General features: G+C 71.9%; 20 protein-coding genes. 14 read left to right on the top strand and 6 right to left on the bottom strand.

From position 1 onward, the window contains the following. The first annotated feature begins 230 nt into the window (after nt 1-230). Entirely contained in the window at nt 231-1,265 is a 1,035-nt protein-coding gene (locus ACIRQP_RS01680; RefSeq protein ID WP_403881730.1) for an NlpC/P60 family protein, read from the top strand. Between the two features lie 41 nt (nt 1,266-1,306). Further along, nucleotides 1,307-2,557, top strand: a complete 1,251-nt coding sequence (locus ACIRQP_RS01675) for a hypothetical protein (protein ID WP_403881727.1) — start codon at nt 1,307-1,309, stop codon at nt 2,555-2,557. Here ACIRQP_RS01675 and ACIRQP_RS01670 read toward each other — a convergent pair. Then, nucleotides 2,514-3,764 carry a glycosyltransferase 87 family protein gene (locus tag ACIRQP_RS01670; protein WP_403881724.1) on the bottom strand — a complete coding sequence of 417 codons (1,251 nt, stop codon included), beginning with the start codon at nt 3,762-3,764 and terminating at the stop codon, nt 2,514-2,516. The two genes, ACIRQP_RS01675 and ACIRQP_RS01670, sit on opposite strands and share 44 nt — an antisense overlap. A gap of 111 nt (nt 3,765-3,875) precedes the next feature. Between ACIRQP_RS01670 and ACIRQP_RS01665 the strand changes: the two genes are divergently transcribed. Further along, complete coding sequence (locus ACIRQP_RS01665) at nt 3,876-5,030, top strand: glycosyltransferase family 4 protein (protein ID WP_403881721.1); 1,155 nt, start codon at nt 3,876-3,878, stop codon at nt 5,028-5,030. A gap of 222 nt (nt 5,031-5,252) precedes the next feature. Here ACIRQP_RS01665 and ACIRQP_RS01660 read toward each other — a convergent pair whose 3' ends face one another. After that, complete coding sequence (locus tag ACIRQP_RS01660; RefSeq protein ID WP_403881718.1) at nt 5,253-7,049, bottom strand: AMP-dependent synthetase/ligase; 1,797 nt, start codon at nt 7,047-7,049, stop codon at nt 5,253-5,255. A gap of 295 nt (nt 7,050-7,344) precedes the next feature. Between ACIRQP_RS01660 and ACIRQP_RS01655 the strand changes: the two genes are divergently transcribed. From ACIRQP_RS01655 to ACIRQP_RS01630, 6 genes are all read left to right on the top strand, one after another. Then, the gene (locus ACIRQP_RS01655) at nt 7,345-8,112 is read left to right on the top strand and encodes a metallophosphoesterase (protein ID WP_403882122.1); all 768 of its coding nucleotides are present in this window, start codon (nt 7,345-7,347) and stop codon (nt 8,110-8,112) included. Nucleotides 8,113-8,186: 74 nt separating this feature from the next. Next, the gene (locus ACIRQP_RS01650) at nt 8,187-8,630 is read left to right on the top strand and encodes an SRPBCC family protein (protein WP_403881715.1); all 444 of its coding nucleotides are present in this window, start codon (nt 8,187-8,189) and stop codon (nt 8,628-8,630) included. A gap of 5 nt (nt 8,631-8,635) precedes the next feature. Beyond that, entirely contained in the window at nt 8,636-9,820 is a 1,185-nt protein-coding gene (locus ACIRQP_RS01645) for an ArsA family ATPase (RefSeq protein WP_403881712.1), read from the top strand. A gap of 90 nt (nt 9,821-9,910) precedes the next feature. Next, complete coding sequence (locus tag ACIRQP_RS01640) at nt 9,911-10,381, top strand: DUF5304 domain-containing protein (protein WP_403881709.1); 471 nt, start codon at nt 9,911-9,913, stop codon at nt 10,379-10,381. A gap of 102 nt (nt 10,382-10,483) precedes the next feature. Next, nucleotides 10,484-11,425 (top strand): ROK family glucokinase, encoded by a 942-nt coding sequence (locus ACIRQP_RS01635; RefSeq protein ID WP_403881706.1) that lies wholly within the window; start codon nt 10,484-10,486, stop codon nt 11,423-11,425. A gap of 173 nt (nt 11,426-11,598) precedes the next feature. Next, a complete protein-coding gene (locus tag ACIRQP_RS01630) occupies nt 11,599-12,363 on the top strand; it encodes an endonuclease/exonuclease/phosphatase family protein (protein WP_403881703.1) in 765 nt (254 codons plus the stop codon). A gap of 13 nt (nt 12,364-12,376) precedes the next feature. Here ACIRQP_RS01630 and ACIRQP_RS01625 read toward each other — a convergent pair whose 3' ends face one another. Next, nucleotides 12,377-13,012, bottom strand: a complete 636-nt coding sequence (locus ACIRQP_RS01625; protein ID WP_403881700.1) for a hypothetical protein — start codon at nt 13,010-13,012, stop codon at nt 12,377-12,379. Continuing rightward, complete coding sequence (locus ACIRQP_RS01620; RefSeq protein ID WP_403881698.1) at nt 13,005-13,784, bottom strand: alpha/beta hydrolase; 780 nt, start codon at nt 13,782-13,784, stop codon at nt 13,005-13,007. Before ACIRQP_RS01620 ends, ACIRQP_RS01625 begins: the two co-directional genes overlap by 8 nt. Nucleotides 13,785-13,932: 148 nt before the next feature. Between ACIRQP_RS01620 and ACIRQP_RS01615 the strand changes: the two genes are divergently transcribed. The 4 genes from ACIRQP_RS01615 (at nt 13,933) to ACIRQP_RS01600 (ending at nt 17,711) form a co-directional block, all read left to right on the top strand. Next, nucleotides 13,933-14,646, top strand: coding sequence for a lysophospholipid acyltransferase family protein (locus ACIRQP_RS01615; RefSeq protein ID WP_403881695.1), 714 nt, complete (start codon nt 13,933-13,935; stop codon nt 14,644-14,646). A 36-nt stretch (nt 14,647-14,682) separates the two neighbouring features. Further along, complete coding sequence (gene macS / locus ACIRQP_RS01610; protein WP_403881693.1) at nt 14,683-15,864, top strand: MacS family sensor histidine kinase; 1,182 nt, start codon at nt 14,683-14,685, stop codon at nt 15,862-15,864. Continuing rightward, nucleotides 15,861-16,535, top strand: a complete 675-nt coding sequence (locus ACIRQP_RS01605; RefSeq protein ID WP_403881690.1) for a response regulator — start codon at nt 15,861-15,863, stop codon at nt 16,533-16,535. The genes macS and ACIRQP_RS01605 overlap by 4 nt, the downstream gene beginning before the upstream one ends. 147 nt (nt 16,536-16,682) lie before the next feature. Continuing rightward, entirely contained in the window at nt 16,683-17,711 is a 1,029-nt protein-coding gene (locus ACIRQP_RS01600) for a 6-phosphofructokinase (RefSeq protein WP_403881687.1), read from the top strand. 676 nt (nt 17,712-18,387) lie between these two features. Here the strand turns inward: ACIRQP_RS01600 and ACIRQP_RS01595 are convergent. Together ACIRQP_RS01595 and ACIRQP_RS01590 are read right to left on the bottom strand one after the other, a co-directional pair. Then, the gene (locus tag ACIRQP_RS01595) at nt 18,388-20,334 is read right to left on the bottom strand and encodes an anthranilate synthase family protein (protein WP_403881684.1); all 1,947 of its coding nucleotides are present in this window, start codon (nt 20,332-20,334) and stop codon (nt 18,388-18,390) included. Between the two features lie 121 nt (nt 20,335-20,455). Then, complete coding sequence (locus ACIRQP_RS01590) at nt 20,456-20,512, bottom strand: trp operon leader peptide (protein ID WP_403882119.1); 57 nt, start codon at nt 20,510-20,512, stop codon at nt 20,456-20,458. Between the two features lie 71 nt (nt 20,513-20,583). On the opposite strand from ACIRQP_RS01590, the gene ACIRQP_RS01585 reads away from it, so the two are divergent. Beyond that, complete coding sequence (locus ACIRQP_RS01585; protein WP_403882116.1) at nt 20,584-21,945, top strand: class II 3-deoxy-7-phosphoheptulonate synthase; 1,362 nt, start codon at nt 20,584-20,586, stop codon at nt 21,943-21,945. Nucleotides 21,946-22,086: the final 141 nt, after the last annotated feature.

Raw genomic sequence — 22,086 nt, 5'->3', positions numbered from 1 at the left:
GCCGCTGACACCCGCCCATTCGGGCGAATTCCCGCTACGCACGCTGACGCCGCGCCCCGCCGATGACCTTGTGGTCTCCGGCGGGGCGCCACTTTGTGTGCGCGGGGCGGTCGTTGGTCGCTCCGTGGTCGCACGGCTACTGTCTGCTGCGCGCAGCTCCGGCCAGCGGTCCGCCCGTCGGGCGGCAGGGGCTGCGTCAGTGCGTACAGCGGAAGGAAGTGCGGCTTCCTGTGGTGTCCCATCGCCGCCCCTCACAGCCCGGACTGGGCCTCGGCGCCCGCGGCAGCGCCATCGCAGTGTCCGCCGCGGCGGCCACTGCCGCGGCGGCGCTCGGAGCCGCCCCCGCGGGCGCGGACCCGCAGCAGACGCCGGAGGCCACTCGCGCCAAGGTCGACCGGCTCTACGAACAGGCCGAGAAGGCCACCGAGTTGTACAACAAGGCCAGTGAACAGGCGGGACGGCTGCGCGGCCTGGTCGACCAGGCGCAGGACAGCGCCGCCCGCGGCCAGCAGCGCGTCAACACGATGCGCGGAGCGCTCGGTTCACTCGCCGGCGCCCAGTACCGCTCGGGCGGCCTCGACCCGGCCCTCGCCCTGCTGCTCTCCTCCGACCCCGACAGCTATCTCGACAAGGCCTCCGTCCTGGACCGGGTCGGCGCCCGCCAGTCCGGCACCCTGAGAGAACTCCAGCAGGCCCAGCGGAGGCTGGGACAGGTGCGTATGGAAGCCGCCCACGACCTCACCGAGCTGGAGCGCAGCAGAGCCGCCGTATCCCGGCACAAGCGCACCGTCGAACGCAAACTCGCCGAGGCGCGGCGGCTGCTCGACTCGCTGCCCACCGCCGAGCGCGACTCCTACGACCGGGCCTCACGCTCCGACCGTGGCGAGGGCTCCGCGCTCTCCGGCGGCGCACCGGCCTCGGCGCGCGCCGCCGCGGCGGTGAACGCCGCCCAGAACGCGGTGGGCCGGCCCTACGTCTGGGGCGCCAACGGGCCCTCCGGCTTCGACTGTTCGGGGCTCACCCAGTGGTCGTACGCGCAGGCGGGCGTCGGACTGCCGCGCACCTCCCAGGCGCAGCGGTACGCGGGCCGGCAGGTCCCGCTCTCCGCCGCGCGCCCCGGTGACCTCGTGGCGTACCGCGACGACGCCAGCCACATCGGCATGTACGTGGGCAACGGTCAGGTGATCCACGCCCCGTACCCCGGAGCCTCGGTGCGCTACGACCCGGTCGGCATGATGCCGGTCTCGTCGGTCACGCGCGTCTGATCCGGACGAGGGCCTCGGGGCCACCCCGTACGATCGTCGGCGTGGCAGGTCGGGCGCGTACCGCGGCGGGACGGCACGGCGCGTGGGGACGTACGGCCGTGCCGTGGCTCCTCGCGCTGCTGCTGGCGGCGGGCTGCACGGCCCCCGAGAAGGCCCCCGACACCGCCACCGACGCGATCGGGCGGACCCTGGAGCGCCGGGCCGCGGCCGTGATGGACCGGGACGAGGACGCGTATCTCGCCGTCCTCGCCCCCTCCGCGCGGACCCTGCGCGCCACCGCGCGCGAGGAGTTCGAGAACCTCGCGGACGTGCCGCTCGGCTCCTGGACGTACGACCTCACCGACGTCGAACGCTCCGGCGACCGGGCCACCGTCCGGGCCGAACTGCGCCACCGCATCGCCGGCTACGACACCGCGCCGGTCTCCACCCCCCGCACGCTGACGCTGGAGGAGAGCGGGGGGCGCTGGTACGTGACCGGGGACCGGCCGGGCACGGGCGGCACCCCACAGCTCTGGCAGCAGGGCGAGGTACGGGCCCTACGCGGCGCCCGCAGCCTCGTCCTCGGCGTCGGGGCCGGTGAGGCGGCCGACGCGCGGCTGCGCGGGATCGCGGCCGCCGCGGACCGGGCCGTACCCGCCGTGGACGGCGCCTGGCCGGGCCCGTGGGCTGGCCGCGTGGTGCTGCTCGTGCCGGACTCCCTGGAATCCATGGCAGGGCTGCTGGGAGCGCCCGCGGCCGGATACCGGGGCATCGCGGCCGTCACCACCGGCGAGGTCGGCTCCCCGAGCGCGGCGCCCTCCGACCGGATCGTGGTGAACCCCGAGGCGTACGACGCCCTCAGCGCCCACGGTCAGCGGATCGTCCTCACCCACGAGACCACCCATGTCGCGACCCGCGCCGCCACCTCGGCCGCCACCCCGGCCTGGCTCTCGGAGGGCTTCGCCGACTGGGTCGCGTACCGGGGTACGGACCGGACGGCGGGCAAGATCGCCCCCGAACTCCAGCGTGCCGTCCGCCGCGGGGAGACGCCCGCACAGCTGCCGTCCGACGAGGAGTTCGCCTTCGGCGGCGACGCCGACCGGCTGGCCCGCTCCTACGAGGGCGGCTGGCTGGCCTGCGAGCTGATCGCCCGGGACTGGGGCGAGCGGCGGCTGACCGACTTCTACCGGGCGGTCGGCGCGCACCCGGGGCGCGCGGGAGCGGTGGAGGAGGCGGCCCACGACGTGCTGTCCACCACGCCGGAGGACCTCACGGCACGTTGGCGCGACTTTGTGCGTCAACGTCTGGCCTGACCGCGAGCGCGTCCCCGTCGCGCCGCCGGGGCCCGGCGACCGTACCCCGCCACAGCCGCACACAGGCGGTCAGGGTCGCCGCGACCAGCAGCCCGTTCCGTACGGCCAGCAACAGGATGCCCATCGGGTCGCCGGCCACCACATGCGAGAACAGCAGCGGGAATTCGAGCAGCGTCACGGCGGTCGCGGCCACCACCAGCCACGCGGGCAGGGCCATCCGGCTCGCCCGCAGCGTCAGACAGACGGCCGCGAGACCGACCAGCCAGAGCATGTACTGCGGACTGATCACCCGGCTCGTGGTGGTGAACAGCAGCACGGCGGCGAACGCCGCGTCGTACGGCGTGCCCGCGCCGAACCCGCGCGCCCTCAGCCGCCACACCAGCAGCCAGCCGAAGGCCAGTAGGGTCAGCGCCAGCGCGGCGTTGCTGACCAGCGGGACATACGGCCCGACGAATTCCACGGAACCGTAGTTGAGCAGAACGCTCCCCTTCCAGCCGTAATGCCTCGCCACCTGGAAGACCAGCGCGCCCAGCGACTCGACCTCGGTGCCCCGGTCGCGCTGGAAGGTGAGGAACGCCAGCGCCCCGGGCATCGCGGCGGTACAGACCACGACCAGCGCGGCCGCCACCGCCGTGGCCGTCGCCCAGGACCGCCGGGTGGCCCGGCCGCGCGGGGTGCCCACCAGCAGCAGGACCGGCCACACCTTCAGCAGCGCGCCGAACCCGGCGAGCGCCCCCATCAGCCGCGGCCTGCGCACCCCGGCGAGCAGGGCGGCGATCGCCACCGCCGTCACCATCAGGTCGTAACGCGCGTACGCCGTCGGACCCAGCAGCGGCACCCCCACCACCCACACCCACGCGCCCCCCATGGACCGGCCGGTCCGCCGGCCCGCGTACAGCAGCAGCCCGAAGGCCATCGCGTCACAGAGGAGCGCCAGCACGAAGAAGGCGGAGGCGTAGCCGAGGAACGGCAGTACCGCCGGCGAGAGGATCGCCAGCGCCGCGGCCGGCGGATACTGCCAGGTCACATCGTCCAGCGGATATGTGCCGGTCTTGAGCACCTCGTACCAGCCGTGGTAGATCACCGCGACATCGCCGGTGACGTCGGGCCCCGGCAGCGTGACGACCTTGAAGACGCAGAGCAGCAGCGCCGCTCTGGTGAGGGCCCACACCGCGACCGGGAACCGTGTGCCATGCGCGCCCGCCATGACCGCCTCATCCTCGTCCGAATCGTATGATCGCGGAAGTCATGATGCCGGGCGGGGCTGTGCGGGAGCCACAAGGCGGGGCCGCCGGTGCGTTGGGTACTGTCTGCGGCGATGCACAAGACATTGATCGTGACCAATGACTTTCCGCCCAGGCCGGGCGGCATCCAGGCGTTCCTGCACAACATGGCGCTCCGTCTGGACCCCGAGCGGCTCGTCGTCTACGCCTCCACCTGGAAGCGCGGGCGCGAGGGCGCGGAGGCGACGGCGGCGTTCGACGCGGAGCAGCCGTTCACCGTCGTACGCGACCGTACGACGATGCTGCTGCCGACCCCGCGCGTCACCCGCAGAGCCACCGGGCTGCTGCGCGAGCACGGCTGCGAGTCGGTCTGGTTCGGCGCGGCGGCCCCGCTCGGCCTGATGGCCCCCGCCCTGCGCGCGGCCGGCGCCCGGCGCCTGGTCGCCACCACGCACGGCCACGAGGCCGGCTGGGCCCAGCTGCCCGCCTCCCGGCAGCTGCTGCGGCGCATCGGCGAGGGCACGGACACGATCACCTACCTCGGTGAGTACACGCGCTCGCGCATAGCCGCCGCGCTCACCCCGGAGGCCGCCGCGCGCATGGTCCAACTGCCGCCCGGCGTCGACGAGAAGACCTTCCACCCGGGCTCGGGCGGCAAGGCCGTCCGCGAACGGCTCGGCCTCGCGGACCGGCCCGTGGTGGTCTGCGTCTCCCGGCTGGTCCCGCGCAAGGGCCAGGACACGTTGATCCTCGCGCTGCCCGCGATCCTGGCGCGGGTGCCGGACACCGTGCTGCTGATCGTGGGCGGCGGACCGTACGAGGGGACGCTGCGGAAGCTGGCGGCCGGCACGGGCGTGGCCGACTCCGTACGCTTCACCGGCGCCGTCCCCTGGTCGGAACTGCCCGCCCACTTCGGCGCGGGCGACGTCTTCGCGATGCCGTGCCGCACCCGGCGCGGCGGCCTCGACGTCGAGGGCCTGGGCATCGTCTACCTGGAGGCGTCGGCGACGGGGCTCCCGGTGATCGCGGGCGACTCGGGCGGGGCGCCGGACGCGGTGCTCGACGGGGAGACGGGATGGGTGGTGCGTGGCGGGCCGCGGGAGGTGGCGTCGGCGGAAACGGCGGAGCGGGTGGTGGCGCTGCTGGGGGACGCGGAGCTGAGGCGGCGGATGGGGGAGCGGGGGCGGGACTGGGTGGAGGAGAGGTGGCGCTGGGACCTGCTGGCGTCGCGGCTCCGTTCGTTGCTTTGACGCGGCGCGGCGCGGCGCTGTGCGGGTGCGGGTTGCGGTTTCGTACGGCTGGTGCCGGAGGCCCCGGCCCCCGGCACCACGACGGACCCGCACCCGGAAACCGGCCTCGGCCGAAGACCACGCGCGCACCCACACGGACCCGCACCCGACCACCGGCCCCCGCCGAAGACGACCGCACCCCTGACCACCGGCCCGCACCGGACCACCGGCCCCGGCCAAAACTCAGCCCCGATAAATCGCTTCGATTTCGTCGGCGAAATCCTTGGCCACTACGTTGCGCTTCAGCTTCAGTGACGGCGTGATGTGCCCCGCCTCCTCCGTGAACTGCCGCGTCAGCACCCGGAACTTCCGTACCGACTCCGCCTTCGACACCGCCGCGTTCCCCTCGTCCACCGCCCGCTGCACCTCCGCCAGCAGCTCCGGGTCCAGCCGCAGCGTCGCCGGTGTCGCGTCGGAGGGTTTGCCGTGGTCCCTGGCCCAGCGGGTCAGGAACTCCTCGTCCAGGGTGATCAGCGCGCCCACGAACGGGCGGCCGTCGCCGACGACCATGCACTCCGCGATCAGCGCGTGCGCCCTGATGCGGTCCTCGATCACGGCCGGGGCGACGTTCTTGCCGCCGGCGGTGACCAGGATCTCCTTCTTGCGGCCGGTGATCGAGAGATAGCCGTCCTCGTCGAGCGCGCCGATGTCGCCGGTGTGGAACCAGCCGTCGGCGAGGGCCTCGGCCGTCGCCTCGGGGTTGTTCCAGTAGCCGGTGAACAGGTGCTCGCCGTGGAGCAGGACCTCGCCGTCGTCGGCGATCCGGATGACCGAGCCCGGCAGGGGCTGGCCGACCGTGCCGATCTTCTGACGGTCCCACGGATTGAAGGCGGTGGCCGCGCAGGATTCGGTGAGGCCGTAACCCTCCAGCACCGTGAAGCCGATGCCCCGGTAGAAGTGGCCCAGCCGCTCGCCCAGCGGGGCGCCGCCGGAGATCGCGTACTCACCGCGTCCGCCGAGGACGGCGCGGAGTTTGCCGTAGACGAGCTTGTCGAAGATCTTGTGCCGGATCCTCAGGCCGAGGGACGGGCCCTGCGGGGTGGACAGCGCGCGGCTGTACGCGATCGCCGTGTGCGCGGCCTTGTCGAAGATCCGGCCCTTGCCGTCCGCCCGGGCCTTGGCGCGGGCGGAGTTGTAGACCTTCTCGAAGACGCGGGGGACTCCGAGGATCAGCGTCGGCCGGAAGGTCGCCAGGTCGTCGGTGAGGTTCTTGATGTCCGGCAGGCAGCCGAGCTTGATCGGTGCCATCACGGCCGCCACCTCGACGAGCCGCCCGAAGACATGCGCGGCGGGGAGGAAGAGCAGCACGGAGCACTCGCCCGTGCGGAAGAGGGGTTTGAGGCGTTCCACCGCGTTGCCGCACTCCGCGAAGAAGCTGCGGTGTGTCAGCACACAGCCCTTGGGGCGGCCGGTCGTGCCCGAGGTGTAGACGATGGTCGCCGGGTCGTCGGCCTTCGCGGTCGCGGCGCGCTCGTCGACGGTCGCTTCCGTGATCCCGGCGCCGGCGGCGGTCAGTTCCGCGACCGCGCCGTTGTCGATCTGCCAGACGTTCCGCAGACCGGGGAGGCCGTCCCGTACCGACTCCACCGCCGCGGCGTGCTCCGCGCTCTCCACGATCGCCGCGACGGCGCCCGAGTCGGCGAGGACCCACTGCACCTGCTCGGCCGAGCTGGTCTCGTACACCGGGACGGTGACCGCGCCGGCGCTCCAGATCGCGAAGTCGAGCTGGACCCATTCGAAGCGGGTACGGGACATCAGCGCGACCCGGTCGCCGGGCTGGATGCCCGCCCCGATCAGGCCCTTGGCGGCGGCCCGTACCTCGGCGAGGAACTGGGTGGCGGTGACGTCCGTCCAGGCGCCGGCCACCTTGCGGGCCAGGACGGCGACATCGGGGTGCTGCGCGGCATTGCGGCGGATGAGATCCGTCAGATTGCCGTCCGTAGGGACCTCGTACAGGGCCGGAAGGCTGAACTCGCGCAAGACTGCTGCTCCTCATCGGGCGCCGGCGCCGCGGCTGTGCGCGCGCCGGCTGCGGTCCAAGATCGGGCAGGTGCTCGGTGGGGCGAGCACGACTGGACTGCCCCGGACGTTACCCATCGGTACTGACGTACCGATAGAGGGTTCCGGCCAGATGTTCCGTGCGTCACACGTACTGTGCGGTACTTCGCGCAGAGTAGTCCACCCCGCCGACACCGCGGTCACCACGGAAGGAACCGCAGGTCGGGCCCTCTACCGAGGGCGGAATCGGAGTTCTAGGGTGATCGTCATGCGAGGTATGCGAGTCAATGTGATCAGTGATGTCCATGGGAACGCACGGGGTCTCGCGACGGCGGGTGACGGCGCGGACGCCCTGCTCTGCCTCGGTGACCTCGTCCTCTTCCTGGACTACGCGGACCACTCGCGCGGTATCTTCCCCGACCTCTTCGGCGTCGAGAACGCCGACAGGATCGTGGCGCTGCGCACCGCCCGCCGCTTCGACGAGGCCCGGGAGTTCGGCCGGGAGCTGTGGGCAGGGCTCGGGCTCGACCCGAGGACCGCGATCGAGCAGGGCGTGCGGCGCCAGTACGCCGAGTTGTTCGCGGCGTTCCCCGCCCCGACGTACGCGACGTACGGCAATGTCGACATCCCGGGTCTCTGGCGGGAGTACGCGCGGCCGGGCACCACCGTGCTGGACGGTGAGCGGGTGGAGCTGGGCGGCCGGGTCTTCGGCTTCGTCGGCGGCGGGCTGCGCACCCCCATGAGCACCCCGTACGAGATCTCCGACGAGGAGTACGCGGCCAAGGTCGAGGCGCTCGGCGAGGTGGATGTGCTGTGCTCGCACATTCCGCCCGACGTGCCCGAGCTGACGTACGACACGGTCGCCCGCCGCTTCGAGCGCGGCAGCACCGCGCTGCTGGACGCCATCCGCCGTACGAAGCCGCGGTTCTCGCTGTTCGGACATGTCCATCAGCCGCTGGCCCGCCGGATGCGTATCGGCGCCACGGAGTGCGTGAACGTGGGGCACTTCGCGTCGACCGGGCGGCCGTGGGCGATGGAATGGTGAGCGGCGCACTCGCGATAGCCTGCACCACACACATCCAGAAGCCGGGACAGCCCCAGCACCGGAGGAGCACGGCGATGGCGGAACACACCAGTTCGAGCATCACGATCGAGGCGGCACCGGCCGACGTCATGGGCGTGATCGCCGACTTCGACCGCTACCCCGACTGGACCGGCGAGGTGAAGGAGGCCGAGGTGCTGGCCACCGACAGCCGGGGCCGTGCCGAGCAGGTCAGGCTGGTGCTGGACGCCGGAGCGATCAAGGACGACCACACCCTCGCCTACACCTGGACCGGCGACAACGAGGTCAGCTGGACGCTGGTGAAGTCCCAGATGCTGCGCGCCCTCGACGGCTCGTACCTGCTGGCGCCGGCCGGCTCGGGCACCGAGGTCACCTACCGGCTGACCGTCGACGTCAAGATCCCGATGCTCGGCATGATCAAGCGCAAGGCCGAGAAGGTCATCATCGACCGGGCCCTCGCGGGCCTCAAGAAGCGCGTCGAATCCGTCCCCGGAGCCTGACGCCGATGCGTACGGTCCTCGTCACCGGCCCCGGCGGGGCGGGCCGTACGACCATCGCCGCCGCCACCGCGCTCGCCGCCGCCCGGCCCGGCGGACGTGTTCTGCTGCTCTCCGCCCACCCGCTCGGCGATCTTTTCGGAACGCCGGCCGGCCCGCCGGACGACCCCGCTCCGGTACGGGACGGCCTGTGGGCCGCGCGCGTCGACTCCGGCGCCCACTTCCGTACGGAGACGCTCTCCTTCCAGGAGCGGGCCGCCACCGCGCTCGAACTGCTCGGCGCCCGCAAGCTGGCCGGTGAGGAACTCACCGAACTGCCGGGCAGCGAACAGTCCGCCCTGCTGCACGCACTGCGCCGGGCCGCGGCCGGCGACTGGGACCTCCTCGTCGTCGACCTTCCGCCGCTGCGCGACGCCCTGGCCCTGCTCGCCCTGCCCGAGCAACTGCGCCGCTATCTGCGCCGGCTGCTGCCCCGGGAACGGCAGGCCGCCCGCGCGCTGCGCCCGGTGATGGCCCAGCTCGCCGGGATACCCATGCCCGTGCAGTGGCTGTACGAGACGGCCGCCCGGTGGGACGCCGAACTGGCCGCCGTCCAGTCGCTCGTCGAGGACCCCGGCACGACCCTGCGGCTGGTCGCCGAGCCGGGGCCCGCCGCGGCCGAGGCCCTGCGCGTCGCCCGCACCGGGATCGCGCTCCACGGACTGCGCGTCGACGCGCTCGTGGCCAACCGGATACTGCCCGGCGACGCCGCGGACCCCTGGCTCGCGACGCTCGTCGCCCAGCAGCGCAAGTGCCTGGACGCGTGGCACGAAGAATGGCCGCCCGGGACGCCCGTCCACCCGGTGGGTCATCTGGGCCGCGACCCGCGCGGCCCCGACGACCTCGCCCTTCTCGACAGCGCGCCGGAGGGCGCGACCGCCGGGAGCCCCGTCGAAGACCCCTGGCCGGTCGAGGACCGGCTCGCCGAGGAGAATCTGTTCGTCTGGTGCCTGCCACTGCCCGGAGCGGTCAAGAGCGAACTGGCGCTGGTACGCAGGGACGACGAACTCCTGCTCACCGTCGGCCCGTTCCGCCGAATCGTTCCGTTGCCGTCCGCGCTGCGCCGCTGCACGGTCACCGGCGCGGCCCTCACGGACGGCGTGCTGCGGGTGAGATTCACCCCCGACCCCGACCTGTGGCCGCGCGCACACTGAACGACGTACCTCCGTTCGGGTACCGTCGAAGGTACGAACCCTTCCGCTGTCCCGTGGCGGAAGACCCTGTCACTGACGCAGGAGTGCCGCATGAGCGATGCCACCGAGCGCCCCGCCGCCGACTCCGACGCCTGGGCCACGGCATGCGCCGAGGATCTGGAGGCCGAGAAGGAGCGCCGCCGCGCGACGTACGGGCCGCAGCCAGGCTCCGCCACCGAGGAACTGCGCAAGCTGGTCGACGCCGTCGCCGACAAGGTCTCCGCGCTGCCGGGCCCGCTGTTCGGCATGGCCGCGCAGGGCGCCGTACAGCAGTTCATCAACCAGGCCAAGGCAGCCGTCGAGCCGGTCATCGAGCGCAACCCCGGCGTCTTCGACCATCTCGCCGCCGCGGGCAATGAACTGCTCGCCGCCTACCGCTCCGCCGTCGAGTCCCAGGAAGCCCGCTGGACCCAGGGGACGCCTCCGCCGACCGGCGCCGTACGGGAGACGGAGAAGGCCGGCGATCCCACCGACCCGAGGGACGAAGGGCCTGGTCCGGACGGTCGGATCGACCTGGACTGATCACCGGAGCGACAGCGGTACCCACGGCAGGACCGGCCGGGCCGGCGCCCGCCCTCGGGTACGGTTGGCCCAAGCGGGGCTCGACCGAAAACTGAGGGACACATGGGACTCACCATCGGCGTCGACATCGGCGGCACGAAGATCGCGGCCGGCGTGGTCGACGAAGAGGGCACCATCCTGGAAACGCACAAGGTACCCACTCCGCCGACCGCCGAAGGCATCGTGGACGCGATCTGCGCCGCGGTCTCCGGTGCCGGCGAGGGGCACCAGATCGAGGCCGTCGGCATCGGCGCCGCCGGCTATGTCGATGACAAGCGCGCGACCGTCCTCTTCGCGCCGAACATCAACTGGCGTCACGAACCGCTCAAGGACAAGGTCGAGCAGCGGATCGGACTGCCGGTCGTCGTGGAGAACGACGCCAACGCCGCGGCCTGGGGCGAGTACAGGTTCGGCGCCGGGCAGGGCCACGACGACGTCATCTGCATCACGCTCGGCACGGGGCTCGGCGGCGGCATCATCATCGGCAACAAGCTGCGCCGCGGACGCTTCGGTGTGGCCGCCGAGTTCGGGCACATCCGGGTCGTCCCCGACGGGCTGCTGTGCGGTTGCGGCAGCCAGGGCTGCTGGGAGCAGTACGCGTCAGGGCGTGCTCTCGTCCGGTACGCCAGGCAGCGCGCCAACGCGACGCCGGAGAACGCCGGGACGCTGCTCGGTCTCGGCGACGGCACCCCGGAGGGTATCGAGGGCAGGCACATCAGCGCGGCGGCCCGCGCCGGTGACCCCGTCGCCATCGACTCCTTCCGCGAACTGGCCCGTTGGGCGGGTGCCGGTCTCGCCGATCTGGCCTCGCTCTTCGACCCGTCCGCGTTCATCGTCGGCGGCGGGGTGTCGGACGAGGGCGAGTTGGTCCTCGACCCGATCCGCAAGTCCTTCCGGCGCTGGCTGATCGGTGGTGAGTGGCGCCCGCACGCGCAGGTGCTCGCGGCCCAACTGGGCGGCGAGGCCGGGCTGGTGGGAGCCGCGGACCTGGCCCGACAGGGCTGACCGGGCCGTGTGCGAGAAGGAGCGCCGTCCGTCCCCAGGGCGGGCGGGACCTCTCGCACACGGCGAGCGCGCCCGTCGTCACCGTGTCCTCGGTGCGGCGGGCGCCGTCATGTCCGGGGGCCTTGCCGGTGTCGCCGCGTACGGCCGTCCCCGCCTGTCGATATCTTGGCGGCATGGCGATGCCCACGCTGCCCGACTCCCGTACCGAGCCGGATGGTTCGGCGGTGATCCGGGTGCTCAGCTACAACATCCGGTCCATGCGCGACGACAACGAGGCGCTGGCCCGGGTGATCAGGGCCTGTGCGCCCGATCTGGTCCTCGTCCAGGAGGCACCGCGGTTCTTCCGCTGGCGCAAACGCGCGGCCTGGCTGGCGGCGCACACCGATCTCGTGGTGCTCAGCGGCGGCGCCACCGCGGCGGGGCCGCTGCTGCTCTGCTCGCTGCGCGCGACGGTCGAGCGGACGGAGGACATCCTGCTGCCGCTCACCCCGGGTCTGCACCGGCGGGGTTTCGCGACGGCGGTGGTACGGATCGCGGGCGCCCGGATCGGGCTGCTCAGCTGCCATCTGAGCCTCAGGGCCGACGAGCGGCACGCGCAGGCGGGGATGGTGATCGACCGGCTCAAGGCCATGGACGTGCCGCACACGATCGTCGCCGGGGACCTCAACGACCGCCCCACCGGCCGCGGTTTCCGGCTGCTGGCCGGGGAACTCCAGGACTGCTGGACCCTCGCGCCATGGGGCGGCGAGTACACCTCGCCCGCCGAGCACCCGCTCCGGCGCATCGACGCGATCTTCGCCACGCACGGCATCGAGGTGCTCGGCTGCGGGGTGCCACACGGTCTGCCGGGCCTCGACGAGGCCGACCTCAGGGCGGCGACGGATCACCTTCCGGTGCTCGCCGCCCTCCGCGTACCGGCGTCCCCCGAGAGGGCCTGAACCGCCGGGGCCGTCAGACCACCGCACCCCGGCCCGGGTCGTCGCTCTCGTCGTCGTCCTGCTTCATCCGCGCCACCAACGTGACGAAACCGCCCAGGAAGCCGCCGATACAGATCGTGCTCAGCCACCACGTCATGTCCCACCGCAGCAGGACGGCGACCAGCATCAGCACCGGGCCGCCGATCACCGCGAGCCAGGCGAATCTGGCCGTCACGTCGGACTCGGGCAGCGGCGGCGGCTCCGGCGGGACGAAATGGCCCTCGTCGCTCTCGTCGAGGTCGTCCTCCCGCGGCTCGGCCAGCTGGTAGTCGCGCGGCCCGCCGACGCCGGGCGCGAAGACGACCGAACCGCCCAGCGCGGGCTTTCCGACCTCGGCCTCCGGATCCGGATCCGGCTCCTTCTCGGCCTTCGGCTCCGGCTTCTTCTCGGGGGGTTTGCCCAGCGTCTTGTCCGCAGCCGCGGATTCCGGCTCGGCACCCGGGCCCGTACTGTTCCGCTCGCTCTCCTTCAGGGCCTGATCGTCCACCGACTTGAACGGCTTGGCGCCCGGCGGATCCGCCGGCTCCTCGCCGTACCCGGCCACGATCGCCGCCCAGGCCGCGTCCTCGTCGATCGGCTGCGGCTCGCGGTCCGCGTCATGCTCAGCCACCGGTGGTGCTCCCCTTCTTCCCGACAGTCGGAGCGAGCCGGCCGATGAACGCGTGACTCTCCTCGAAAATCCGCTCCGCGTCATGGTCCAACGTCGCCACGTGGTAGCTCTGTTCCAACAAGACCTCACGGACATCCACCGACGAGACCCGGGACAGGATCCTGGCCGAGTCGGCGGGCGGCACCACATGGTCCTCGGCGCTGTGCAGCAGCAGCAACGGCTGGGTCACCTGCGGCAGCGCCGTGTCCACCAGCCGGAAGAAATTCCGCAGCGAGTACGCCGCGTGCAGCGGCACCCGGTCGTAACCCAGCTCCCGCGCACCCTCCTTGGCGATGTCGCTCGTCAGGCCCTTGGTCGTCGGGACCAGATGACGGATCACGGGCAGCGCGTGCGCCGCCGCTCCGTGCACCTTGATCCCGGGGTTGACCACCACGACCCCGCTGACCTCCCGGCCGTGCTTGGCCGCCAGCCGCAGCGCCAGCGCCCCGCCCATCGAGAGCCCCAGGACGAAGACCTGTGCGCACCGCTCCCGCAGCTCCCGCAGCGCCCGGTCCACCTCCGCGTACCAGTCCTGCCAGCCGGTGACCTGCATGTCCTGCCAGCGGGTGCCATGCCCGGGGAGCAGTGGCAGCGATACCGTCAGCCCTCGCTCCGCCAGGAATTCGGCCCACGGACGCAGCGACTGCGGGGAACCGGTGAATCCGTGACAGAGAAGGACGCCGATCTCGCCGCCCTCATGGCGGTACGGCTCGGCTCCGGGAAGGACCGGCACCGGGGTCTCCTGTTCGTGAGGATCGGACGATGTACTTCACCGTACGCGACCGGACCGACACCGACCAGATCCGTCGGGCACCCATGAAGGAGAGTGCGGCAGCCCCACGGGTTAAGGTCGGTGCGACAGCACACAGGAGGCATTCGAGTTGATCTACGGCGCCATGAAGTTCTCCATCGGAGGGTCGCTGAAGCTTGCCTTCAGGCCCTGGGTGGAGGGCCTGGAGAACATTCCCGCCGACGGTCCGGCGATCCTCGCGAGCAACCATCTCTCGTTCTCCGACTCGTTCTTCCTCCCTGCCGTGCTCGACCGCAAGGTCACCTTCATCGCCAAGGCCGAGTACTTCACATCGCCCGGAGTGAAGGGCAGGCTCACCGCCGCCTTCTTCAAGGGCGTGGGACAGCTGCCGGTGGACCGCTCGGGCGCGCGCGGCGCGGGCGAGGCCGCGATCCGGAGCGGCATCGAGGTCCTGGCGAAGGGCGAACTCTTCGGTATCTACCCGGAAGGCACCCGCTCGCCCGACGGCCGTCTCTACCGCGGCAAGCCCGGCGGCCTCGCACGCGTGGCGCTCGCCTCCGGCGCGCCGGTCATCCCGGTCGCCATGATCGACACGGAGAAGATCCAGCCGCCCGGCAAGGTCGTCCCGAAGCTGATGCGTCCCGGGATCAGGATCGGTGAGCCGCTGGACTTCAGCCGCTACCAGGGCATGGAGGGCGACCGGTTCATCCTGCGTTCGCTCACCGACCAGGTGATGTACGAGATCATGAAGCTCTCCGGCCAGGAGTATGTCGACATCTACGCGACGGCGGCCAAGCGTCAACTCGCGGAAGCGGCGAAGGCGGCGGGCACCGGCGGGGAGTGACCCGGCGAACGGGCCGCGGAGGAACAAGGGGGGCGAGTGGCCAGGCGCGAGCGCGTCGTACGGATGTCCGTGGAGCAACCGCTGTGGCGGGCGCTGACCGCGTACCGCGCGCTGACGATGGTCTACGCGGTCCTGATCTTCTTCTTCCAGCGCGATCGGTTCGAACACCCCTGGATCGCCGCCTGTTTCCTCGCGTTCCTGGCTGTATGGACCTTCGCCACGCTTCCCAGAGTGGCGAACGCCGTCAGCTGCACCAAGCGCTTCCTGGTCGCCGATCTGGCCGTCGCGGTCACCGGCATCCTGCTCACGCCGCTCGCCGACACCGATGCCCAGCGGATCGACGGCCCCACCCTGCCGTCGATATGGGCCGCGGGCTCGGTTCTCGCCTTCGCCGTCAAGGGCGGCTGGCGCTGGGCCGCGGTCGCCTCCTCCGTCGTCGCCGTCGCCAACCTCGTCGAGCGTGTGCACCCCAGCCGGGACACCCTCCACAACGTCCTGCTCGTCTGGGTCGCCTCCATCGCCATCGGATACGTCGTCGAGGTCGCCCGCGCCTCCGAACGCACCCTCGCCCGCGCCCTGGAGATCGAGGCCGCGACGCGGGAGCGCGAGCGGCTGGCCCGGGACATCCACGACAGCGTGCTCCAGGTGCTCGCGATGGTGCAGCGGCGCGGTACCGCGCTGGGCGGTGAGGCCGCCGAACTGGGCCGGCTGGCGGGGGAGCAGGAGATCGCCCTGCGCACGCTGGTCTCCAGCGGACTGGTGCCCGGCACCCGCGCGTCCCGGGACACGGTGGCCCGTACGGCCGGCCAGGACGACGAGCCGTGCGACCTGCGCACGCTCCTCGCGCCGTACGCCGGTTCGCGTATCACCTTCTCGGAACCGGGTGCTCCGGTACTGTTGCCGCCGGCCGCCGCCGAGGAACTGGCGGCCGCTGTCAGTGCCGCCCTGGACAATGTCCGCAGACACGCGGGCACCGACGCCCACGCCTGGATCCTGGTCGAGGAGTGGCCGGACGAAGTGATCGTGACCGTACGGGACGACGGCCCCGGCATCCCGGAGGGCCGCCTCGCCCAGGCCGAGGGGGAGGGCCGGCTCGGCGTCGCCCTCTCGATCCGCGGCCGGCTGAGGGACCTGGGCGGCACGGCCGAGCTGATCTCGGTGCCGGGACAGGGCACGGAAGTCGAGTTGAAGGTTCCACGGGGAGAGACACAGCGATGAGCGAACAGACGGACCCGATCAGGGTGATGGTGGTCGACGACCACCCGATGTGGCGCGACGCCGTCGCCCGCGATCTGGACGCGGCCGGTTTCGAGGTGGTCGCCACGGCCGAGGACGGCCCGCAGGCGGTGCGCCGCGCCAAGGCCACCACCCCGCGCGTGCTCGTCCTCGACCTCAATCTGCCCGGTATGCCGGGCGTCCAGGTCTGCAAGGAACTGGTCGGCTCCCACCCCGGACTCCGCGTCCTGGTGCTCTCCGCCAGCGGCGAGCACGCCGACGTCCTGGAAGCGGTGAAGTCCGGCGCCACCGGCTATCTGCTCAAGTCGGCCCGTACGGAAGACCTGATCGACGCCGTACACCGCACCGCCGCCGGCGACCCGGTCTTCACCCCCGGCCTCGCGGGCCTGGTGCTCGGTGAGTACCGCAGACTCGCCTCCGAGCCCCCGCCCGCCGCCCCCGACGAACCCAAGGCCCCGGAGCTGACCGAGCGCGAGACCGAGGTGCTGCGGCTGGTCGCCAAGGGCCTCTCGTACAAACAGATCGCCGAACGCCTGGTCATCTCGCACCGCACCGTGCAGAACCATGTGCAGAACACCCTCGGCAAGCTCCAACTCCACAATCGCGTCGAGCTGGTGCGGTACGCGATCGAACGCGGCCTCGACGACATCTGAGCCGGCCCGCCCCGCGGAGAATCCCCCCACAAGCCTTCATCCGCCCTCTGGTGTAACGCAATTGACCCTGCGCACCATGCCGGAGTGACCTGAGTCACCCTTCCTGTGGCCCGGGTACCCGATCGATGGCGAAGGGGAGTGTTTTCCATGCGCGTCGGAGTACTGACCGGGGGCGGCGACTGTCCCGGGCTCAACGCGGTCATCCGCGGCATCGTACGCAAGGGTGTCCAGGAATACGGCTACGAATTCACCGGGTTCAAGGACGGCTGGCGAGGACCGCTGGACGACGACACCCTACGGCTCGACATACCAGCGGTACGCGGCATACTGCCCCGCGGCGGCACCATCCTCGGCTCCTCACGCACCAACCCCCTCAAGGCCGAGGACGGCATCCACCGCATCAGGGAAACCCTCGCCGCGCACGGCGTCGACGCGCTGATCGTGATCGGCGGTGAAGACACCCTCGGGGTCGCGGCCCGGCTCTCCGACAGCCACGGCATCCCCTGCGTCGGCGTACCCAAGACCATCGACAACGACCTCTCGGCCACGGACTACACCTTCGGCTTCGACACCGCGGTCGGTATCGCCACCGAGGCCATCGACCGGCTGCACACCACCGCCGAATCCCATATGCGGGTCCTCGTCTGCGAGGTGATGGGCCGTCACGCGGGCTGGATCGCCCTGCACTCCGGCCTGGCCGGCGGCGCGAACGTCATCCTCATACCGGAGCAGCGCTTCGACGTCGACCAGGTCTGCGCCTGGGTGACCTCCCGGTTCAAGGCGTCGTACGCCCCGATCGTCGTCGTCGCGGAGGGCGCGATGCCGAAGGACGGCGACCTGGTCCTCAAGGACGGCACCCTGGACTCCTTCGGCCATGTCCGGCTGTCGGGAATCGGTGAATGGCTGGCCAAGGAGATCGAGCGCCGCACGGGCAAGGAGGCCAGGACGACGGTGCTCGGCCACGTCCAACGGGGCGGCACCCCAAGCGCCTTCGACCGCTGGCTGGCCACGCGCTTCGGCCTGCACGCGATTGAGGCGGTACGCGACGGCGACTACGGCAAGATGGTCGCGCTGCGCGGTACGGACATAGTCCGCGTCCCGATCTCCGAGGCCACGGCCCAACTCAAGACGGTCCAGCCGGAGCTGTACGACGAGGTCGGAGTGTTCTTCGGCTAGCCGAGAGCCTCGGCCCGCCGCGGGGCGGGCCGAGGTGCACCAGACAGACCTGAACGCGGACGGTTCCGCGCGGGTTTTTGAGGGCTCGGCCTGCCGTGGGGCGGGGTGGGGCGGGGTGCACAAGACAGACCTGAACGCCAACGTCTCCGCGCCGCCACGCGACCCCCTTTTTTTGAGGGCTCGGTTCGCCTCCGGGGCGCTTTGTGCCGACGTCGACGGTCGACCGTGCTCGATTCGCTCGTTCCTCACGAACCTCCGCGCGCTCTCCCTTTCGACGTCGACGCGCCCCTTCGGCTCACTCGCCGCCGGAAAGACCGCACCCGGAACGGATCGGCGGCCCACCCCAGCCAGCACCCCGAGCGTCAGGCTGGGCGGCCATCGGACCCGCGCCCGGCCCGGTCACCGTTGCCGGAGCGGCGAGTGGGAGCCGACCGCCGGGGGGAGGGGGTCGGGGTCGGAGGAGGTGCGTGTCCGGACGTAAGGCGTCGCAGCTCGCGCGGAGCGCGGTGAGGATAGCAGTCCGGACAGGGACCTCCGGAGGCCACGGGCCCCGGCAGCCGACCACGCACCCGCACCCTCCCCGCCGGAGGCGCCCCGTACCCCCCGCCGGAGGCGCCCCGTACCCCCCGCCGGAGGCGCCCCGTACCCCCCGCCGGACGGCGCCCCGCGCCACAGCTCAGCCCGCGTCCACCACCCCCCGCGAGGCGCCCCGCCGGGACCCCGTCACTCCCGCCAGCAACCCCGTCACCACCCCCGCCCCATTCAGCGTCAGCACCGACTCCGGGTGGAACTGCACCGACGCGAACCCGTCGCCCCTCAGCGCGTACACCTCCCCACCGGCCCCGTCCCGGCTCACCTCCACCCCGTGCGCCGCCAGTTCCTCCGCCGCCGCGTCGTCGCACCGCGCGGTGAAGCTGTTGTAGAAGCCGACCGTCTCCTCCCGGCCGAAGAGGTCGATCCGGGTCTGCGCGCCCTGGTACGGCACCCGTTTGCGTACGGTCTCCAGGCCCAGCTCGGCCGCGATCAGCTCATGCCCGAGGCAGACCCCGAGCAGCCCGTGGAGCGACCCGCGCCGATCATCCGGCCCGTGCCCCGCGAGTCGCTCCGCCGCCAGCACGCGCAGCACCCGCATCTTCGGGTCGGCCGTGTCCGCCGGGTCGCCGGGGCCGGGCCCCAGCACCACCGGACCCGCGTGCCCGCGCACGGCGGCGCGCAGATCCGGCTCGTCGTAGCGCCGCACCGTCACCTCCAGGCCCGACGACCGCAGCACATGCGCCAGCATCGCGGTGAAGGTGTCCTCGCCGTCGACGACCAGAGCGTGCCCGGTGAGCGTCGCGGACGCGGTCCGCATCCTCAGCCAGAACGGCGCGAGGTCCGCGCGTCGCGCGTCCAGTGCCGCCCGGACCCTCGGATCGTCGGCGAGCCGGGGGCGCGTGGACTCGTCGCGCGGCCGGCCCGGCCGTACGCCGAGCGCCGCCAGCACCCCCGCCGCCTTGGCGTGAGTCTCGGCGACCTCGCTCTCCGGGCGCGAATGACGTACGAGCGTCGCCCCGACCGGCACGCGCAGCCCGCCGTCGCGGTCGATGTCGGCGGTGCGGATCAGGATGGGGGAGTCGAGGGTCTGCGCCCCGCCCGCGTCCCGCCCGATGAGCGCGAGCGCGCCCCCGTAGTAGCCGCGCCCGCCGGCCTCATGGCGCTCGATGACCCGGCAGGCGTTCTGCACGGGCGAGCCGGTGACCGTCGCCGCGAACATCGTCTCCTTCAGCACCTCGCGCACATCGAGCGACGAACGGCCGCGCAACTCGTACTCGGTGTGCGCGAGATGGGCCATCTCCTTGAGGCGGGGGCCGACCACCACCCCGCCCCGGTTGCCGACGGTGCACATCATCTTCAGCTCCTCGTCCACGACCATGGAGAGCTCCTCCGTCTCCTTGCGGTCGCCCAGGAACTCCAGCAGCGCTTCCGGGGACGGGCCCTCCGGCGGATAGCGGAAGGTCCCGCTGATCGGGTTCATCACGACGGTCCCGCCGCTCATCCGGACATGGACCTCGGGACTGGCACCGACCAGGGTGCGTTCGCCGGTGTGGACGAGGAACGTCCAGTACGCGCCGCGCTCACCGGCGAGCAGCCGCCGGAAGAGGGCGAGGGCGTCGGCCCGTCCGAAGCCGGGGACACGGCCCGCGAAGGTCCGCCGGATGACGAAGTTCGCGCCCTCGCCCCGGCCGATCTCGTCCTCGATCACGCGCCGAACGATCTCCGCGTACCGCTCGTCGTCGATGTCGAACGCGCCGTCCTCGACCCGTACGTCATGGGCGGGCAGTTGGGCGAGGAGCTCCGCGAGCGGCAGTTCGTACGTCTCGTCCGCGACCAGCACGGCCAGCGGGGTTCCGTCGTCCCGTACGTCGAAGCCGCGCTCCCGGATCTGCCGGAACGGCACGAGGGCGAGCGAGGGGCCGGCGCCGTCCGGCAGCTCTGCCAGCCGGCCGGCCTCGTGCACGGATCCGATCAGCAGTTCCACGACGCCGTGGTCCCGGCCGGGGGTGCGGCGGCGGAGCAGGGCGAAGGGCGGACAGTCGTCGTTCAGGAGTCGTGCGACGAGCGTCCGCGGTGTTCCGTTGGACATCTGCGGTGTTCCTTCCGGATGGAGGGGGAGGAACGGCCCGCTTCCGGTCCGAAGCCCGGACCCGGAAAACACTGAAGGCCGCCCCTCGGGCGGCCTTCGCGATTCGTGGTGCGCGCGTGAATCAGTGGGCCGCCGAGCGAGCGGTCCACCACCAAGTCTGATTCGAATGCGCGAACATGGGCGGCACCTTAGCACCGGTGCGTTCCACACTGTGAGCGCCGCCTTTACCACAGCCCGCGACCACGTAATCTGGAGCGCGTGACAGTCAACGCTGAGAAGCCCGCGGCCCATGTGCCCTCCTGGCAAGATCTTCCCGCTGCCCAGCAGCCGGAGTATCCGGACCAGGAAGCCCTGCGCGAGGTCGTGGCCGAGCTGGGGACCTATCCTCCGCTCGTCTTCGCGGGCGAGTGCGACCAGCTGCGCGCCCGGATGGGAGCGGTCGCCAAGGGCGAGGCGTTCCTGCTCCAGGGCGGCGACTGCGCCGAGGCGTTCGACGCCGTCTCCGCGGATCACATCCGCAGCAAGCTGAAGACGCTTCTCCAGATGGGTGCCGTCCTCACCTACGCGGCGTCCGTGCCGGTGGTGAAGGTCGGCCGGATCGCCGGGCAGTACTCGAAGCCGCGCTCCAAGAGCACCGAGACGCGCGACGGCGTGACGCTGCCGACGTACCGCGGTGATTCCGTCAACGGCTTCGACTTCAATGAGAAGGCCCGGATCCCGGACCCCGAGCGGCTCAAGCGGATGTACCACGCGTCCGCCGCGACGCTCAATCTGGTCCGTGCCTTCACCACCGGCGGCTACGCCGATCTGCGTCAGGTGCACGCCTGGAACCAGGACTTCGTGAAGTCGTCCCCGTCGGGCCAGCGTTACGAGCAGCTCGCCCGTGAGATCGACAACGCGCTGAACTTCATGAAGGCCGCGGGCACGGACCCGGCCGAGTTCCGCACCGTCGAGTTCTTCTCCTCGCACGAGGCGCTGCTGCTGGACTACGAGTCGGCGCTGACCCGGGTCGACTCCCGCACCGGCCGGCTGTACGACGTCTCCGGCCACATGGTGTGGATCGGTGAGCGCACCCGCCAGCTGGACGGGGCGCACATCGAGTTCGCGTCGCAGATCAACAACCCGATCGGGATCAAGCTCGGCCCGACGACCACGGTCGACGAGGCGCTCACCTACATCGACCGGCTCGACCCCGACCGTGAGCCCGGCCGGCTGACCTTCATCGTCCGGATGGGCGCCGACAAGGTCCGGGACAAGCTCCCCGAGCTGGTCGAGAAGGTCACGGCCTCCGGCGCCACGGTGGCGTGGGTGACCGATCCGATGCACGGCAACACCTTCGAGGCGGCCTCCGGCCACAAGACCCGCCGCTTCGACGATGTGCTCGACGAGGTCAAGGGCTTCTTCGAGGTCCACAAGGGCCTCGGCACGCACCCGGGCGGTATCCATGTGGAGCTGACCGGCGACGATGTCACCGAGTGCGTGGGCGGCGGCGACGAGATCTTCGTCGACGATCTGCACCAGCGGTACGAGACGGCCTGCGACCCGCGGCTCAACCGCAGCCAGTCGCTCGACCTGGCCTTCCTGGTCGCCGAGATGTACCGCGACCAGTAGGGACGCGGGAGCGACGGCGGAACGCCACGATGGGGTACGGATCGATGTGATCCGTACCCCATCGGTGTTTCCCCGACTTTTGTCCGGCGGGGGCGGCAGGTAAGGTTAGGTTAGCCTCACCGGAACCCCGGGGTGGCCTGG

The organism is Streptomyces sp. NPDC102274 (assembly GCF_044766385.1).
GTDB lineage: Bacteria > Actinomycetota > Actinomycetes > Streptomycetales > Streptomycetaceae > Streptomyces.
The sequence above is the reverse complement of the archived record's forward strand: the minus strand, read 5'-3'. Positions and strand labels throughout refer to the sequence as shown.

Bases quoted from the DNA above. Each gene is read 5' to 3' on its own strand.
- ACIRQP_RS01670 (WP_403881724.1), bottom strand. From the start codon at position 3,764: ATGGCGGGCGCGCATGGCACACGGTTCCCGGTCGCGGTGTGGGCCCTC.
- ACIRQP_RS01665 (WP_403881721.1), top strand. From the start codon at position 3,876: ATGCACAAGACATTGATCGTGACCAATGACTTTCCGCCCAGGCCGGGC.
- ACIRQP_RS01655 (WP_403882122.1), top strand. From the start codon at position 7,345: ATGCGAGTCAATGTGATCAGTGATGTCCATGGGAACGCACGGGGTCTC.
- ACIRQP_RS01650 (WP_403881715.1), top strand. From the start codon at position 8,187: ATGGCGGAACACACCAGTTCGAGCATCACGATCGAGGCGGCACCGGCC.
- ACIRQP_RS01645 (WP_403881712.1), top strand. From the start codon at position 8,636: ATGCGTACGGTCCTCGTCACCGGCCCCGGCGGGGCGGGCCGTACGACC.
- ACIRQP_RS01640 (WP_403881709.1), top strand. From the start codon at position 9,911: ATGAGCGATGCCACCGAGCGCCCCGCCGCCGACTCCGACGCCTGGGCC.
- ACIRQP_RS01635 (WP_403881706.1), top strand. From the start codon at position 10,484: ATGGGACTCACCATCGGCGTCGACATCGGCGGCACGAAGATCGCGGCC.
- ACIRQP_RS01630 (WP_403881703.1), top strand. From the start codon at position 11,599: ATGGCGATGCCCACGCTGCCCGACTCCCGTACCGAGCCGGATGGTTCG.
- ACIRQP_RS01605 (WP_403881690.1), top strand. From the start codon at position 15,861: ATGAGCGAACAGACGGACCCGATCAGGGTGATGGTGGTCGACGACCAC.
- ACIRQP_RS01600 (WP_403881687.1), top strand. From the start codon at position 16,683: ATGCGCGTCGGAGTACTGACCGGGGGCGGCGACTGTCCCGGGCTCAAC.
- ACIRQP_RS01595 (WP_403881684.1), bottom strand. From the start codon at position 20,334: ATGTCCAACGGAACACCGCGGACGCTCGTCGCACGACTCCTGAACGAC.